At 62.0% G+C, this 17,197-nt stretch carries 13 protein-coding genes and 1 riboswitch; of the genes, 6 read left to right on the top strand and 7 right to left on the bottom strand.

Annotation, left to right across the window (positions count from 1 at the left end; all coding sequences use genetic code 11):
• Window positions 1–1,135, bottom strand: a 1,135-nt coding sequence (locus L8F97_RS20505; RefSeq protein ID WP_242154330.1) for a FecR family protein, incomplete at its 3' end; no start/stop codon positions are given.
• 154 nt (window positions 1,136–1,289) lie between these two features.
• Here L8F97_RS20505 and L8F97_RS20500 point away from each other — a divergent pair.
• A complete protein-coding gene (locus tag L8F97_RS20500; RefSeq protein ID WP_242154328.1) occupies window positions 1,290–2,939 on the top strand; it encodes a ShlB/FhaC/HecB family hemolysin secretion/activation protein in 1,650 nt (549 codons plus the stop codon).
• Window positions 2,939–5,248, top strand: a complete 2,310-nt coding sequence (locus L8F97_RS20495; RefSeq protein WP_242154326.1) for a putative bifunctional diguanylate cyclase/phosphodiesterase — start codon at window positions 2,939–2,941, stop codon at window positions 5,246–5,248. The genes L8F97_RS20500 and L8F97_RS20495 overlap by 1 nt, the downstream gene beginning before the upstream one ends.
• Window positions 5,249–5,551: 303 nt before the next feature.
• Here L8F97_RS20495 and L8F97_RS20490 read toward each other — a convergent pair whose 3' ends face one another.
• Complete coding sequence (locus tag L8F97_RS20490; RefSeq protein ID WP_242154324.1) at window positions 5,552–7,102, bottom strand: putative bifunctional diguanylate cyclase/phosphodiesterase; 1,551 nt, start codon at window positions 7,100–7,102, stop codon at window positions 5,552–5,554.
• Between the two features lie 560 nt (window positions 7,103–7,662).
• Between L8F97_RS20490 and L8F97_RS20485 the strand changes: the two genes are divergently transcribed.
• Window positions 7,663–9,813 carry a TonB-dependent receptor gene (locus L8F97_RS20485; protein WP_242154322.1) on the top strand — a complete coding sequence of 717 codons (2,151 nt, stop codon included), beginning with the start codon at window positions 7,663–7,665 and terminating at the stop codon, window positions 9,811–9,813.
• Window positions 9,814–10,072: 259 nt separating this feature from the next.
• Here L8F97_RS20485 and L8F97_RS20480 read toward each other — a convergent pair whose 3' ends face one another.
• From L8F97_RS20480 to L8F97_RS20460, 5 genes are all read right to left on the bottom strand, one after another.
• Window positions 10,073–11,068: a cation diffusion facilitator family transporter gene (locus tag L8F97_RS20480; RefSeq protein ID WP_242154320.1), complete on the bottom strand. Its 996-nt coding sequence runs from the start codon at window positions 11,066–11,068 to the stop codon at window positions 10,073–10,075.
• Window positions 11,069–11,146: 78 nt separating this feature from the next.
• A riboswitch (yybP-ykoY riboswitch) is annotated at window positions 11,147–11,232 on the bottom strand.
• 209 nt (window positions 11,233–11,441) lie between these two features.
• On the bottom strand, window positions 11,442–12,128 hold the full coding sequence (locus L8F97_RS20475) for an SDR family NAD(P)-dependent oxidoreductase (RefSeq protein ID WP_242154318.1): 687 nt from the start codon (window positions 12,126–12,128) through the stop codon (window positions 11,442–11,444).
• Window positions 12,129–12,154: 26 nt separating this feature from the next.
• The gene (locus L8F97_RS20470; protein ID WP_242154316.1) at window positions 12,155–12,871 is read right to left on the bottom strand and encodes an SDR family oxidoreductase; all 717 of its coding nucleotides are present in this window, start codon (window positions 12,869–12,871) and stop codon (window positions 12,155–12,157) included.
• 54 nt (window positions 12,872–12,925) lie between these two features.
• On the bottom strand, window positions 12,926–13,600 hold the full coding sequence (locus tag L8F97_RS20465; RefSeq protein WP_242154315.1) for a peroxiredoxin-like family protein: 675 nt from the start codon (window positions 13,598–13,600) through the stop codon (window positions 12,926–12,928).
• A gap of 23 nt (window positions 13,601–13,623) precedes the next feature.
• On the bottom strand, window positions 13,624–14,244 hold the full coding sequence (locus L8F97_RS20460) for a glutathione S-transferase family protein (RefSeq protein WP_242154313.1): 621 nt from the start codon (window positions 14,242–14,244) through the stop codon (window positions 13,624–13,626).
• Between the two features lie 99 nt (window positions 14,245–14,343).
• Here L8F97_RS20460 and L8F97_RS20455 point away from each other — a divergent pair, with 99 nt between their 5' ends.
• The 3 genes from L8F97_RS20455 to L8F97_RS20445 all read left to right on the top strand — a co-directional run bounded on the left by L8F97_RS20455 (window position 14,344) and on the right by L8F97_RS20445 (window position 17,027).
• Window positions 14,344–15,240, top strand: coding sequence for a LysR family transcriptional regulator (locus L8F97_RS20455; protein WP_242154310.1), 897 nt, complete (start codon window positions 14,344–14,346; stop codon window positions 15,238–15,240).
• A gap of 99 nt (window positions 15,241–15,339) precedes the next feature.
• On the top strand, window positions 15,340–16,110 hold the full coding sequence (locus L8F97_RS20450; protein WP_242154308.1) for an enoyl-CoA hydratase/isomerase family protein: 771 nt from the start codon (window positions 15,340–15,342) through the stop codon (window positions 16,108–16,110).
• An 8-nt stretch (window positions 16,111–16,118) separates the two neighbouring features.
• The gene (locus L8F97_RS20445) at window positions 16,119–17,027 is read left to right on the top strand and encodes an alpha/beta fold hydrolase (protein ID WP_242154306.1); all 909 of its coding nucleotides are present in this window, start codon (window positions 16,119–16,121) and stop codon (window positions 17,025–17,027) included.
• Window positions 17,028–17,197 lie beyond the last annotated feature (170 nt).

Here is a 17,197-nt window from a genome sequence, read left to right as displayed (position 1 = left end):
TGGCGGCGGCAGCCGCATCCTGGGCGGCCTTGTCGGACGCCGCCTTGGCGGCATCCTGTGCAGTCGCCACATCATTGGCGTCACTGCCAGCTTTATCGACACCAGTTCTAATCGTTGGGTCGAGACGTTCCACGACAGCCACCACGTTCTGGGTAGTCTTGTCCTTCACTGAGGCACTCGTGACCGGATCCGATGCGATCTCGACCGCCCTGACGACCGAAGTGGAAGCCTCTGTGGCGACGCGCGTCGCGTTCGAGACGTCAGGGATACTTGTACCGCTTACGCCGTTCACCAACCCTCCGGTGACAGTGGAGAGCGAAACGGGCGCTTCATAAACTGCTTCGATGATCGCGGCTGACGATGGTGGTGTAGTGATCGCTGGCTGGGCGGGCATCTCCGCTGCGACGCTCGCCGTGGTCGTGGTCGTGGTAGGCGTGGACGCCGCCACCGTTGTGTCTGACGAGGGCGCAACTGCGGTCGGCGCGGTGGCCGCCTCGGGCTCTGGTGCTGCAGACGGCGGACGCGACGTGGCCGGCACACCAGACGTCGCGGCGGAGGCCCCTGGCGAGGCAATCACACGACGCACACCGTTGCTTTCTATCGCAAGGCGAAACAAGTCATTGGCACCGACCTGTGCGACCGCACCCGGAAGCAAAAGCTGGTGAGCGCCATTATCCACGGTGGCGACATCGACGGCACCCTCGAGCACCTGTACCGAGGTACCCAGCGAAGTTACGCCTACCGAGAACGTCGTCCCCTTTACGACAGCGGCAAGATACGGTGTCTTAACTTCGAAATGCGGCGTCATCTTCTTTTTAATCATGAATACGACGTTGCCGAAATCCTCGATCATCTGGGTGAAACCGTTTGCCTGCTGCGCTTCCGGCAAGCGAAGGCGCGAGTTGGCGGCTACCATCAGATATTCACTGCCACGGACAAGGACCGCACGGCCACCGGGACCGGTAGAAATCATGTCGCCTGCGGCAATACCACTCCCGCGCGTGGCGACTTTACTTACCCCTGCGTGACCAATTTGAACCGACCCGCTGGTTTCGCTAACAATCCAGCTCGGTTCGGCCGCAATGGCCGCCGAAGAGCAACTCGCCGCCAACATGGCGACAAACGCCTTTCGCATGTTCAACCCCCCTACTATTCGGGGCAGACCGGTAGATGGGGACGCATGTGCGCGAGGTTCAGTAAGCTGGTTAATTTCCCGTTAGATCAATAGCGGCTAACCTTTTGCAAATGGTTGCCCGCTAGCCACGCCATACCGGTGTGGGGAAGTGTTGATGCGTAACGTATTGGGCGTACTGGCGGGTGGCGCCGCCGCAGTGAATCCTTGGAGCGCCGCACAAGCCCAGGCTCAATTGAATCGTGCCGACCCCTCGATCCTCGAACGCGTGTTGCCGCAGTCGGTAAAACCGCTGCCCGCCAACGATCCTGTCGTGACGATTGAGCCGAAGGTCGTGACCGCACCCTCTCACGTACGCCTGGCATCCGCAATTATCGTCGAGGGCGGCAGAGAAATCGCGCGCAGTACATTCAGCGATGCACTCGTTAATTACATAGGACGTGACCTAACGGATAGCGACCTGAAGACGTTGTCGCACGCGGTTGCCGATGTTGCCCGTAAAGCGGGCTACCCGTTCGCCAACGCGTGGATCGAACCTCAAACGTTGGCAAATGGTATCTTGCGCGTTTCGCTCGACGCAGGCTCGCTGGCCGCAGTGCGCGTGATCGGTCATACAAATACCCTCGCCAATAAGATTTTGACAAACGCGCTTGTCACAGGGCGCCCGGTTCGTAGTGACCAGCTTGAGCGGGCAATCTTGCTTGTAGGGGATATTCCTGGCGTCAGTGTCAAGGAAAGTAGATTTGTACGGCAGAACGGATTCGGTATTTTGTTGGTCACCATCGCCGAAGATCGACTAACCGCCTACGCTCAAATTGATAATCGCGGCAGCAAGGAGGTTGGGCCGCTACGCTCGACCATCATCGCCAACGCACACGGCGTTTTTCAAACCGGTGATGAGGCAAGCCTGGTTCTGGCGCAGACGCCGATCCAACCATCAGAATTTGTGTTCGTGCGCGGACGGTACGCGATGCCCATCGATGCCGATGGCGCGACCCTGTCAGCCTCTGCCTCCTACGGCCGCGCCAAGCCCGGTGCCACCCTGAAACCGCTCGATGTGACGGGCGAGAGCTACGATGCGAGCCTGTTCTATACGAAGCCGCTCGTGCGAAGGCGCGACGCAAGTCTCTGGGGAACGGTTGAGGTACGCGGCCTGCGCAGCAATCAAACCTTGCTGGGCATTCCGCTTCGTGACGACCGCATCGCCACGCTAACGGGTACGGTCAGTGGGACCGCTCATGCCGGCTCGGGCATTTTGAGGGGCGAGGTTCATCTAATCGACGGGCTTCCGTTACCGGGCGTGACGCATGAGGGCGATCAACGCGCCTCGCGGAGCGACGGTGACGCGCGTTTCGTGATCTTGAGCTATGCCGCTGAATGGACCGCCCCGCTTGCTGGGCGACTGAGCTTGTCCCTCGCTACCGAGGGGCAAATCGCCTCACGCCCTCTGCTCGCGACGATGGAAATCGGTGGCGGCGGCCCAACCTTCGGCCGGGCGTATGATTATGCCGAACGTACGGGCGACGATGGGATCTTGGGTTCGAGCGAAATCCGATTCGATCTTGGGCAGGTCATCCCGCGGATGGTCAGCCGACTGCAGGTTTATGCTTCGGCTGACGGTGGCTATGTTTCCAACCTTCGTGGAGGGTTCGGTGGGGGTACCTTGCTGTCGACCGCGGCGGGCTTGCGCGCCGGGCGGGGCAAGCTGAGCGCTGCGGTCGAGGTCGCGTTGCCGCTCAACGCCGATCGTTTCGATACAAAGAAGCGCAATCCACGCTTTTCCTTCCGACTGTCGCGCCTGATCTGATGAACTTCCTTTCCCTTAAATCGTATGGCCGCCGCAAGTCCAATTGGTTGATCCTGGGAATCAGCCTGTTGATAGGGGCTTGGTTAGCAGCGATGCCGATCGGGGCTGCGATCGACCGCGGGCTGTCCCCAGCGCGGTTCGGTGTTGTTCACCGAGCCGCGAGCGGTAAGCTGCTCGTCGTCGAGATGGATGCGAAAAGTGCGATGGCCATCAAACGATGGCCTTGGTCGCGGTCGAACTATGCCAAAGTTGTCGATCACCTGCGTCAGGCGGGTGCGGCGTCGATCCTGTTCGATGTTGAATTCTCATCACCCTCCGATGCGGCAGGGGACGAAGCATTCGCGGCTGCGCTCGCGCGTGCCGACGGAATAGTGGCGCTGCCAACTTTCGGCCAAAATGCCAGCTCCCGTGATCAGCGCACCATTGATGCCTTGCCAATAGGTCTGTTCCGACCACATGTGGCGCTCGCTTCGGTAAGCATCCGGCCGGATGCCGATGGGCAGGTACGGTCAATGCCGTTTGGAACCAGCACTGCCGGCACGGCGCGTCCTTCGCTATCTGCATACATCGCGCAGCGTTCCGGTACGATCGACACCGGATTCCCTATTGATATGTCAATCGATCCTGAAACGATTCCTCGTCTGAGCTTCATCGACATTCGCGATGGCAAGTTCGATTCCGCACAGGTGCGCGGTCGGTCCATCCTGATTGGAGCAACCGCGATCGAGATGGGGGATCGTTACGGGACACCTTTGTGGGGCGTCATTCCGGGCGTGTCAGTGCAGGCGCTGGCGGCAGAAACCTTGTTGCGCGGGGTGCCTCAATCGGGCGGCGCGACAATGCCGGTGCTGCTGGCCATGGCCGCAGCCTTGCTCATCGTCCATGTCAGAGGCATTGGAATCGCGATTGCGATGGTGGGATCACAGCTCGTTCTCTGCGTGGCGATTTTACTAGCGCAGCATGCGTTATTGATCGTCTATCCATTAGCGGCAGGACTTGGCATCATATTGTTCGCGGGGCTCACCTGTGGTGCTCGTGACGTGGCGGACCGATTCCGTCTGCAGCGGATGAAGGATGAAGATACCGGCTTACCAAACAGCCGCGCATTGATCTCGGAGAGGCAAGCCGGAACCGCCTGTACGCTGATCGTGACCCAGTTCAATAATTATGACAGTTTGCTTGCCGTCCTAGGGACGTCCGGCGGCGCGGATGTCGTGCTGCGCATCGCCGATCGGCTGAGATTGATCGCGAAGGATGCTTCAGTGTACCGCCTCGCGGATCGGCATCTCGCCGTCCTGCTGCCCCTGGATCATCCGGTTGACGACACCCTCGACGGGTTACGCTCGATCCTACTGCAGCCGGTTGAGGTTGCCGGGCGGCGGGTTGACGTTGCAGTTTCGCTTGGTCTCGCCAGCGGCAGCGTCGGTGACATCGAACGTTTAATGGCGGACGCGACGCTGGCAGCGGATGACGCGTCGCAGGCTGGTGTGTTTTGGCTGCGGGGGGTCGTCGATAAAAGCGATCTCGAAAGATCGATTTCGCTGATGGGTGAACTAGATGCAGCGATTGCTGCCGACCTGATCAATGTCTATTATCAACCTAAGTACAATCTTCGCGAGGGCCGGATTACAAGTGCCGAGGCACTTGTACGCTGGCATCATCCGGAACGCGGTTTTGTCGGACCCGATGTTTTCATTCCGTTCGCGGAGAAGGCGAATCGGATCGCGCCGCTTACCCTCTACGTTTTGCGTCGGGTTATCAAGGATGTCTTGGAATGGCGCGCCGAACACGGGTCGATCACGGCCGCAGTGAACATCTCGGCGAATCTACTGTCCGACGCGGCGTTTAATGCGCAGGTCGAAGACATTTTGTTGGGATCAGCGCTGCCAAGCACTGCTCTCGTGTTCGAGGTAACCGAGTCGGCCGCTATGTCCGACCCGAAAAGCGCCGTCGCCGCTTTGAACCGCTACCGTGATTTGGGTGTAGCGGTTTCGATGGACGATTACGGCACTGGCCAATCCACGCTCACCTATCTGAAAGACTTGCCGCTCAACGAGCTCAAAATCGATCGCAGCTTCGTTCAGCACGCCCACCGCAATCGCGACGATGGCGTCCTAGTGACCTCTACTATCCGTCTAGCGCATGAACTCGGACTAAAGGTCGTGGCGGAAGGCGTTGAGGACCATGAGTGTCTGCATTTTCTGCAAACATCAGGATGCGATTTTGTTCAAGGGTACTTCATCAGCCGACCACTTCCGCTCGCGCAATTTTTAAATTTTCTCAAGCTGGAGCACAAGACTGCTGCATGAGTTAACGGATAAACCAATGTCTGTACTAGCCCCATCACCTTGGCATCCAAGCTGCAGACCATATCGACTTCTACGCGCCTATAGCCAAAAGCTGCTCGACCGATATCCACCACCTCAAGCCGTTCCACGGTCACTTCCGAACTCCTAGTGTCGGATGTTCCAGTAACAAAAACCGGCGACCGGAGTTAGGAAGCCAGAAACGCGCTGTAACGGCTGGAAACGGGTCGAAGTCGCCAGGCATCATGGGCAAGAGCCAATGGTAATTAGGCTGGCTAGAGAATGCAGTTCGGCACAGGCCTATGCTTACCCGGCTTGTAGCGTAGTATTGTTAGCCGAGAAAATTTTTACGGTAGCGTGGGCATCAAGCGCTTCGCGAGACAACGTGCCTTGCGGCACATCACACTTGTGCCCAAGCAGAAGACGTTCTTCAATGACGCTTTCGACGCCCTCGGCTGTGACAGCAAGACCGAGGCCTCGGCCAAGCCCCGCCAGCGCATTTACAATGCTGGCGCTTTCGGGATCGCTAGCCATTGATTGGACAAAGCTGCGATCGATCTTGATCTTGTCGAGCTTGAAATTCCGCAGGTGGTAGAGACTCGAGTAGCCGGTCCCAAAATTGTCGAGCGTGATACGAACCCCGGCAGCGCGTATCGTGCCGAGCGTCGCGCGGGCACTCTCAGGGTCGGCGACGAGCGCACTTTCCGTTATTTCGAGTTCCAGCTGTTTTGGCGGAAGACCGGTGTCGTGCAACAAGCGTGCGACTCGAGCGGGCAGAAGGCTGTCCCGGAGCTGTCCGGGATAGATATCGGCAGAGAGCGTCGTACCAGCGGGCCAGCGGCTGGCCGTGGTACACGCCTTCCGCAGGACGTTTTCGGCTAGCGCATGGATCAGCCCGGTTTCCTCGGCGATAGCGATGAAGCGTTCGACGGGGACGATGTCGCCACCTTCATCAACCCAACGCGGCGTCATCTCGAAGCCTATGATCTCGTGCGAAGCAAACTGAACCGTTGGTTGAAAAACGGCGTCGATCGAGTCGTTGTCGATTGCCTCGCGCAGCGCGCGCTCGAGGACCGCGCGTTCGTGCACGCGCGCATCCATTTGCGGTTCGAAGAAGCGCAGGGCTGATCGGCGCTCAATCTTGGCGCGGTAGAGCGCGATATCTGCCTTGCGCATGGCCTCTTCGCTAGTGCTTGCATCGGACGGCACTAGAGCTACGCCGATACCGGCGCCGACCCCGTGGATAGCGCCTCCTGCGGTAATGGGACTGTTGAGCGCTTCGATCACGCGCAAAGCGACGTTCGTTGCAGCCTCCGGCCCCGCGACATGGGTCGCGAGGATCGCAAACTCGTCGCCGCCGAAGCGTGCGACCATGTCGCCGTCGCGCATTGCCGACAAAAGCCGTTGCGCCACGACGATCAGAACTTCGTCGCCAACTCCATGGCCATGCACATCGTTGATCTGCTTGAAGCCGTTCAGATCAAGGAAGTAGACAGCGTGTGATGCTCCGGCCCGCGGCGGAGAGCCCACTGCAGCAGCCAGCGCCTCCTCGAATTGTCGACGATTGGGAAGACCCGTCAGCCCATCCTGATAGGCTAGCTCCCGCGCATATCGTTCTGCGGCGATACGGCGTGCGACTTCACGCTTTTGCGATAGATATTGCTTCACCGCAAACCCAAGCAATGCCAAGACAACTAGTGCCCCGACGAGAAGCGCCTCGTCGAGCTCGATAGTCCCCTCCTTCGGCCCGATGGAGCCTTCGTTGGCGAAAACATCGACTGCATATACGTAGTAGAGCGCCGCTAACGCGCCTATGAAAATGACCGAAAGATCACGGATCGAGACACGATGCCGCATAATAAAGCTCCAGAGCCGCGCTCGCAAAGAAGGATTGGAGGGGTCCATTCTCGCAAAGTAACGCGCGATCCTTTAAGACTCGTGTGCAGGCGTTGGCGGGGCCATCCCGGCGCGCTACCCATACAGCGAAAAGGCTAGCGTGGCCGATCACTGTCCAGACCTAATTACGTCTGGCTTGTCTCGCGAAGTAAGCCGCGATGGTGTGACCGTCCGAGTTGAGATCTGCCGGCTCGAGGCCCCCCCCGGCGGTCGCTCCAGGTCGTTAATGATCAGGGTACCTCAACGGTCGATCCTCATGACGGCAGCACGGCAGCGAGGGGCCTGACAACGGGCGGAGGCTTCCAGCGGCATAGACCTCGACTGGCTCGGCCGAAGCAGCGGACGGGCAGATCACGAAGGCCAGCGCCCAAAGGATCAAGACCCGCATCGATCGGCTTCTCGCTCAAATGGGCAACGGCTAGGCCGGCACTGCAGAATGGCGATGTTTTCACTAGGGCTGCCGCGTAATTTCCGGCAGGGAAACTGTATTCGACTGTATACATCCCCGCAAGGAACTGCTGTTGCGCTATCTCACCTTTTTCGGCCGCTCCCTCATTGCCTGTGCCACAACGGCCGCCGCCGTGCCGGCACAGGCTCAGACCGCTAGCCCGTCCACAAGCGGCGGTGAGGTCGTCGTCACGGCGGAGCGGGGCTATGGCGAGCAGCCCGTCTACTCCGCCAAAACCGTGAACCTGGGGCCGCTCGGCGACAAGCCGATCAAGGACACGCCAGCTTCCATCACGACGATTCCCGAGGATCTGATCGTCAACAACCAGGCGCGTACCGTCAACGACACGCTGCGCTACCTGCCCTCGGTGGAGGTGCGCGATCAGCAGGGCTTCGAGATCTCGCGGCCGCAATCGCGCGGGTTCCAGGGCAGCATCGTCCAGGACACGCGGCTCGACGGGCTCAACATCATCGGCACCACCGCGATCCCGGCTGAGAACCTCGCCGGTATCCAAGTGCTCAATGGGCTCAGTGGTGCGCTTTACGGCCCGCAGTCACCGGCGGGCGTGTTCGACTATCGGCTGAAGCGCCCGACCGAGACGCCGCTGCTGCGCCTGGTCGGCAGCTTCGATTCGAACGGGCTGTGGACCGGCCAAATCGACGCCAGCCAAACCACCGGCGCGGTCGGCTATCGCTTCAACGCCGTTCATGGCGGCGGCGAGAGCTATGTCGATGGCAGCCATTTCAACCGGACGCTGCTTGCCGCCGACGTCGACATCCACCTCGACGCTGCGACGGTGATCGAGGCGGACGTCAGCCATTACGAAACGAAGGGGTTTGGGTTACCTGGCAGTATTGTCTATTTCACAGGTGCTCGCACAGTGCTGCCCGCGGCGATTGATCCCACCCGCGTCGGCTATGGCCAGCGCGGCGCGGGGGTGGACCTGTACACCGACACCGGTCTCGCCAAGCTCAAGCATGATCTGGGCAATGGCTGGCAGCTCGAGATCGGCGGGCTGTACCAGAACGCCGTCCGCGGCCTGTACGGCATTACCAACACACTGACTGACAACGCCGGCAACTACGCCGTCACCCAGAACTTCAACGCCGTCCCGCGTTTCACCGTCGCCAGCAATACCGCTTCGCTGACCGGCACCGCCTCTCTGTTTGGTTTCGCCAACGATCTGGCGCTTGGCACAAACGGCTTCGTCAACGGCCAGTACAGCTACCGCAACTCGATCGCGGTGATGCTCGGCACCGGCAACCTCGCCAACCCCATGCTGCTGCCAGCCAAGCAGATCCCGGCTACCGGCGGTGAGTATCGCTCGGCGCGGTTGTTCGTGCAGTCGATCGTCGTGGGCGACACGGTGCACTTCACCCACGCGCTGGCGCTGCAGGGCACGCTCAGCACGTCGTTCCTCACGTCCCGCAGCTACTCCGCCGCCGGTGCCGTCACCAGCGCGGACACGCGCAACGGCGTGCTCAGCCCGACAGTCAGCCTGATCGCTCGGCCGGACGACCGGCTGACGCTCTACGCCACCTATACCAACAATGTGGAGCAGGGGGAGAGCGCGCCGGCCGGGACCGCCAATGCGAACAAGATCCTCTCGCCCTACCGCGACATCCAGTATGAGGCGGGGGCGAAATACGAGCTCGCGCCTGGCTTCCTCGTCACGGCGGCCGGCTTTCGCATGACCCGGCCGCTTTCCACAACGAGCGCGACGACCAACGTCTTCGCCGTCGTCGGCACCCAGCGCAACTGGGGCGGCGAGCTGTTCGGTCAGGGCTCGCTCTCACCATCGCTCAGCCTGCTCGGCGGTGTGACCTACATCGACGCACGGCTGATCGGCTCGGGCGTGGTGGCAACGAATGACAAGCGCGTCGTCGGCGTGCCGGAGTTCAAGAGCGACGTGTCGGCCGACTTCCACCCGGAAGTGCTGGCGGGGTTCGCGCTGACCGGCACGTTCCACTACGAGAGTGATCGCGCCGCAACCAACATCAACAACAGCTTCGCGCCTGCCTATGCCACGTTCGACCTCGGCGCGCGCTACAACGCCGCGCTGTTCGGGCACCACGAGACGGTGCGGCTCAACGTGGTCAACGTCGGCGACAAGCGTTACTACTCGTCAATAGCCGACGGGAACATCGTCGGCAGCCCGGGAGCGAACACCGCATATTCCGGCACACCTAGGACGGTTCTGGCGAGCGTCGAGTTCGACCTCTGAAAGCTCCTCATCCTTCCAGCCTTTCATCAAGCTGGAAGGATGGTGCGCTGGATTGCCCGGCGTCAGGTTCGGCCTGAACGAACGGCCGCTCTCGGGAAGGCCGTGAGCGGGGCTGAATGTCGCCTCTTGGGTCGTCGCGCCAATAGGTAGGCGAGGGCAGCCATTTCCCTTTGCAGACCAACCTGCCCATCCGCAGTTGCCCAGTCCTGGCTATTCAAGTCGATGCGGCGGTCCCAACAGCAAACGTAGGATACGGATCTCATCCTTGTTGGGCGGTGTGCGCCTTTGGATTGATAATCCGACCAACCGGCATCCCATCAAAATCCTGATCATGCTCTTCAGAAAGCCCAAACGGGTCGGCATGTATAACAAGGTCAGTGTTCGGGAATGCCGAAAGGATACGGTTTTCGGCCCGTTCAATAATCGCATGCGCTTCGAGCAAAGACTGTCTGGGATCAAGCTCCATATGCATCTGCACGTGGAGGAAGGGCCCCGAATTCCTAGATCGAAACTGATGAACCCCGAGCACCTCTTCATCGTCGAGTGCGAGCCGAATTAGCTCCTCCCGATCCACATCGTCCACCTCCCGATCAAGCAGTTCGTTAGATGCTTCGCGCAACACGTCGATCGCACCTTTAACAAGCCAAAAGGCGACGAGGAGGCCGGCGAATGCATCCCAACGCGCATCATTTGTAAGCCGCGCCAAGCCAAGGCCCACAATCGCAGCGGCGTTCGATACAAGGTCAGCGAGGTAGTGAGCACGGTCTCCTTTGATGGCAACCGAACGTGTGCGTTCGATGACGAGCGCCTGTGCCTTCACCAGTGCCAAAGTCATTAAGACCGACACAAACATCACCGCTATTGCGCCACCTTCGGCAGCAACGGGTTTTGGATGGAAGAGGTGATTGACAGCTTCTCGCCCGATCAGCGCTGCCGATGCGAAGACTAAACCAGCCTGTAGTAAACTAGCAAACGCCTCAGCTTTGCCGTGACCGTAGCGATGTTCTGCATCAGCAGGCGCTACAGCGACACGTACTGCCCAAAAGGTCCCCATGGCGGCGACGAAGTCCAGCCCTGAGTCGGCGGCCGACGCCAGCAATGAAACAGAGCCGCTAAACCACCATACAGCCGTCTTCAGCAGCATCAACGATAAGCCGACGCTGACAGACATCCATGTGATCCGAGCGGTGAGCTGCGCCGTCTCATCGACCGCAAGCCGCATTGGCTGCTGTGGTGGAACAGGCACGTTCGCCATGATATAACTCCGAGCCGAGACGTGGAACGGCTTCAACGGGGATCGGCCGAGTCCCGCCTGAAACCGTCGGTCTCGCTTGACGGTAATCAACCGCCTACCTGTGCCACGACCAAGGCCGAGTATGTTGACACAGGCTCCTCATAAAAGAGGCCGCTACTCCCCGAGAGCGAGGCGTCGCATAGCTTATCTACCAGCAATGGCAACGGCCACCTCGGCAGCTTCGTAGTTGATCTGGTGCAAAGCTGCCGTACCGTTATCCGCCAGCTCAAGCTGTTTCGCGCGACCTCCGAACGCCTGAAACCGGCGTCAAGCGACATGAACGGGCGACCGGAGTTGGGAAGCCGAAAGCGCGTCGCGAACGGCCGGGATTGGGTCACCAAGGCAGGCTCTTGTTGAAGCGATCAAGGTAGCGCAGCCCCTGCGTTCCTCGGTTCGCCTCAATCATGTCCACGACCAGCGGAATGCTCTCCTCGACGGATAGCGACGCATCGCTGCCGCCCATCTTGGTCCTGACCCAGCCCGGCGCGACGAGGAGCAAGGCGTGCCCGTCGCGAGCGTTCTTCGCGGCATATCCCTTCATCAGCATGTTGAGCGCGGCCTTGCTCGATGAATAAAGCTGCCAGCCGCCGCTCGCGTTCGTGATGCTGCCGAGTTCGGAGGTCATGATCGCGATCGTGCCGCCCGCCGGCACCAGGTCGCGCAATAGCTCGGCCGCGCGTACCGGCGAGAAGGCGTTGGTCAGCATCATATCGAAGAAGTCGCCCTCGCTCGCGGTAGCGGGGCTCTGCTCGATCGCGCGGGCAATGCCAGCGTTGACGAACAAGACGTCGACCTGGCGGTCTGCCAGACGATCGTGCAATGCGCGGACGCCCTTCTCATCGTTGATGTCGACCGTCTCCATTTCAAGACTGCCAGGAAACCGCTTCGCTAGTTGGGTGAGGTCGTCCGACCCGCCTCGCGCGGTTGCGATCACGTTCCAGCCGCGGCCGAGCCATTCCTCGGCGAGAGCCAAACCGAGCCCGCGCGATGCGCCGAGGATGAGGGCAGTTTGCTTCGTCATGCTGATCTCCATGTCTTGTGCGATGCCTAGAACGCCGCCATGCCGATCGAGGCACCGCCATCGACGTTGAGCGTCTGGCCGGTGATGAAGCCGGCGTCTTCGGACAGCAAAAAGGCGATCGCCGCGGCGATCTCGTCGGGCTGACCGAAGCGGCTCATCGGTATGCCCGCCAGATAGCGGCGCTCACCTTCACTGCCGGATGCATTGTTGGCACGGAATAACTCTGTCTCGGTCGGGCCTGGCGACACCGCATTGACCGTGATGCCGGTGGTCGCCAGCTCCAGCGCCCAGCTGCGGGTGAAGCTGACCAGCGCGGCCTTGGCGGCGGCGTAGGCGGTGCACTCGACCGCGCCGAGGACGGTCAGGCTGGTGATGTTGACCACGCGGCCCCAGTCGCGCGCGGTCATGTCGGGCAGCAGCGCCTGAACGGCCTGGAGCGCCGGGTGAAGGTTGACGCGCATGACCTCCTCCAGCGCGGCGACTTCCACCCCGCCGAGACGCTGCGGCCGCACCAGCCCGACATTGTTCACGACGCCATCGAACGCGAACCGGGCGGTTAGGTCGGCGAGCGCCGCGTCGGTGGCGGGCGCATCTGCGAGGTCGACTTGGACGAGCGTGCCGGGGAAATGCGGGGCCTCACCCCGTGCGAGCCCTACGACCTGATGCCCGTTTTGTGTCAGGCGGCGCGCGAGCGCGAGACCGATGCCCTTGCTGGCACCGGCGATGAGGAAGGTGCGGGGCATGTGAGCTCCTGGGCTGGCGCCCCCGGGCCGCTTTGCTGGCCGGGGCATAGGGGATCAGGCGGAGACGGTGGCGGCGCGACGCAGCGCCGGCAGCATGCCTTCGGGCTCGGGGCGGCGCGTATAGTCGGGATTCACCTCGGCGTAGAGGATCGTGCCGTCCTGTGCGATCACGAAGCGGCCGGGCATTGGCAGCGTCCAGCTCGGGTCCCCGTTGAACGCCGGGAGGTCGTTCTTCAGGCCCTTGTAGAGATCGACCAGATAGTCGGGCAGTTCGAAGCGTAGGCCGAACGCGGCGGCGACGTCGTTGTGCGTGTCCGACAGGATCGGGAAGTCGAGTTCGTTCTGGCGCACCGACTTGCGGCTGTTCACCGCCGTCTGCGGCGAGATCGCGACCAGGCTGGCGCCAAGCTTCTTGAACGCGGGAAGTGCGGCCTGAAGCGCCTGCAACTCCATGTTGCAATACGGGCACCAGACGCCGCGATAGAAGCTCACGACCAGTGGTCCTTTGGCGAGCAGGTCGGCAGACGAGACGGGCTGGCCACCCGGATCGTTGAGCGTGAAGGCTGGCGCCTTGTCTCCCGCCTTGAGCGCGCATGTTGCAGCGCCGCTTTCTATAAGCTCGGCGGTCGCCCGGTGCATGGTCTCGATCACCGAAGGCGGCACGTTATAAGGCGGCTTGCCCGCCTCGAAGTCGGCCTTGAACGCGTCGAGTTTGGCTTGCAGGGTCATGGGTGTTCTCCTTGAATAGGGTTTCAGGCGGCGGGGACGAGGGCGTTTACGCGCGCAATGGCGCGTTGCACGGCGGCGCGCGCCTCGACCTCGGCGTACCAACGAGCGACATGGGGTGCGTCGTCCAGGCTCACGCCGGCGAACTCGCGCCGCCACAGCCAGCCAAAATGGGCGATGTCGGCGATCGAGATGTCGGCCCCGGCGACGAAGCGATGCTTGGCAAGCACGCCATCGAGCATGGACACGGTGCGCCTGGCTTCACCCAGGAAGCGCTCGATCGCGATCGGCTGCGGCTCGGCCGCGAAGCGCTGGAAGAAACCCGACTGGCCGAAGGCGGCGCTCAGGCCCGAGGCATGGAAGAAGAGCTGCTCGAACACGCGGGCGCGAGCCTCGCCCGAGCGGGGCAGCAAGCGGCCGGTCTTCTCGGCCAGATAGACCAGGATCGCGGCGGACTCGGTCAGGACCAGATCGCCGTCGATCAGGACCGGTACCTTGGCGTTCGGGTTCAACAGGACGAAGCTCGGCGCCTTCTGCTCGCCCTTGCGGACGTTCACGCCGTGCAATTCGTAGTCCAGCCCGAGTTCTTCGAGCGCGATCGGCACCTTGATGCTGTTGGGTGTGGCGAAGGCGTAGACGTCGAGCATGGGGGCGGCTCCTCGAATGGTGTGAGGAGCAGATGCCCCTTTCCCTCTCGACAGGGCAGGCGGGTCGGGGCGATAACGCTCATTCCGAGGAGGAATGACGTGGACCGGTATCAGGCGATGGCGACGTTTGTACGTGTGGTAGAGACCGGCTCCTTCTCGGCCGCCGCCCGCCAGCTCAACGTCGGCCAGCCCGCCGTCTCCAAGACGATCGCGCAGCTCGAGGGTCGCCTCCAGGTCAGCCTGCTGACGCGCTCCACGCATCGCCTCACGCCGACCGAGGCGGGCATACGCTTCTACGAGCGGGCCAAGGCGGCCATCCAGGAGGCCGACGAGGCGGAGCTGGCCGCGCGTGGCGCGGGGGCGGGATTGTCGGGCTGCCTGCGCGTCTCAGCGGCGACGACCTTCGCACGCCTGTACATCCTGCCCTTGCTACCACGATTTCTTGAAGAACATCCCGAACTTGAGATCGACGTCATCCTCGACGACCGCGTGATCGACTTGATTGCGGAGGGCATCGACGTGTCCCTGCGCATGGGTGCGCTGCCGGACTCGTCCGCCGTCGCACGCAGGCTGGCGACGGGCGGGCGATCGGTCTTCGCCACGCCCGCCTATCTCGCGCGCGCCGGCGAGCCGCAGAGCCCCGCCGATCTCGCCGACCATGAGACGATCATCTACAGCCAACTGACCGATGCATGGTCGTTTACGCGCGAAGGAACGGTAGCGTCGGTCACGGTACGCGGCCGGGTGCGGGTGAACGCGGCTGAGGGATTGCGCGCGGCAGTGCTCGCCGACATGGGCCTGACCATCGGGTCGGACTGGATGTTCGGACCAGAGTTGGCCAGCGGCCGGGTCAGGCGCGTTTTACAAGATTGGTCGCTTCCGCCGATAGACCTCTGGGCTGTGTTCCCCGCCGGCCGCATGAGCAGTGCCAAGGCCCGCGCGTTCGCCAGCTTCGTCGAGGCGGCGTTGGATGGCATCTATTCCGCTCCGGCATAAGCCTTATCGCCTCATGCCATCGTCCGCTCCGGCGCCAAGGCGCCTAGCTAATCCCCACGCCGCCGCTTCCGGTCGGCCTTAGGACAAGGGATCAGCACCATGGCCAAGTTCGAAACATATCGTGACGCCTTCCCCAACGCCCGCCTGACCCGCAAGGACAATGGCGTGCTTGAAGTCGCCCTGCACACGGGTGGCGGAAAGCTCGTCTTCAACGGGCATACGCACGAGCAGTTCGTCGAGCTGTTCCACCAGATCGGCGAGGATCGCGACAATCGCGCGGTCATTCTGACCGGCACCGGCGACGCGTTCATGGATACGATCGATCCCGAGGGCTTCGACTTCTTCAGCCCCCAGGGCTACGACAAGATCCTGCGTGAGGGCCGCAAGGTGCTGTCGAACATTCTCGACATCGAGGTGCCGATGATCACCGCGCTCAACGGGCCGGTGCTGCTCCACAGCGAATATGCGCTGCTGACCGACATCATCCTCGCCACCCCCGAAACCGTGTTCCAGGACAAGCCGCACTTCGAGTTCGGCATCGTGCCGGGCGACGGCGTGCACCTGCTCTGGCCGCACGTCATCGGCTCGATCCGTGGCCGCTACTTCCTGCTCACGCGTCAGGTCCTCGATGCTGAAACGGCAAAGAGCTATGGCACGGTCAACGAGATCGTGCCAGCCGATCGCCTGCTCGCCCGCGCGCACGAGATCGCTGACGGCATTGCCGCGCTGCCGCCGCTGACCGGTCGCTACACCCGCATGGCGATTACCCAGCCGCTGCGCCGCCTGATCGACGAGGGCACCGGCTATGGCCTCGCGCTCGAAGGCATCAGTGCTGCCGACGTCGCTCGATCGATGGCCGCCCAGGGCTGACACCGCACATGCCGCCCGGCCGGTCGCCGGGCGGCAGTGTTCCCAAACAAGGAAAAGTCATGACCCAGATGCGCTACCGCACCGCCGACGTCGACGGCCATGCCATCTTCTATCGCGAGGCGGGCGACCCCGGTCTGCCGACACTGCTGCTGCTGCTGCACGGCTTCCCGTCGTCGAGTCACATGTTCCGCGATCTGATCCCGCTGCTGGCCGGCCGCTTCCACCTTGTCGCGCCCGATCTGCCAGGCTTCGGTCTTAGCGAGATCAAGCCGCGGGCGACCTTCACATACAGCTTCGACGCACTTTCCAAGGTGGTTGAGCGCTTCACCGAGGTAATCGGCCTCGACCGCTATGCCCTTTACGTTTTCGATTACGGCGCGCCGACGGGCTTTCGGCTCGCGATGGCCCATCCCGAGCGGGTCACCGCTATTATTTCGCAGAACGGCAACGCGTATGAGGAAGGGCTGAGCACTGGCTGGAATCCGATCCAGCGCTATTGGCGCGAACCGACGGGCGCCAATCGCCAGACGCTGCGAGAACTTCTCACGCCGAAGTCGATCCGGTGGCAATACGAGCATGGCGTGCCGGACGTCAGCGCAGTCTCGCCGGATGGCAGCGCGCTGGACGCCTGGTATATAGCGCGGCCGGAAGTTGACGAAATCCAGCTCGACCTGTTCGGCGACTATGCCAGCAACGTTGCGCTCTACCCCGCATTCCAAGCGTACTTCCGCGAGCACAGCCCACCTTTCTTGGCGATCTGGGGCAGGAACGATCCGTTCTTCCTCCCGGCTGGAGCTGAAGCCTTCCGGCGCGATCTGCCGGATGCAGATGTCCGCTTCCTCGACACTGGACATTTCGCGCTGGAAACGCATGCGACGGACATCGCCGACGCGATCAGGCAATTCCTGCCGCGATGATGACCTTCCGGGCGCCGACATTAGGCTGGTCCACAGATGTCCGGTGTCGGCGCAACCGGACGCTCCTAGTCGCGACGTCGAGGCACAGGAAGGGCCACTCCCAGCCCTCGATGCAGCATCTGGAGCCTCGACCAACTCACATTAACGAGCATCCGAAGCTGGGCACCCCA

The sequence above is a fragment of the Sphingomonas sp. BAUL-RG-20F-R05-02 genome (assembly GCF_022662305.1).
GTDB lineage: Bacteria > Pseudomonadota > Alphaproteobacteria > Sphingomonadales > Sphingomonadaceae > Sphingomonas.
Note: the sequence above shows the minus strand (reverse complement) of the source record. Positions and strands in the feature narration are given on the sequence as shown.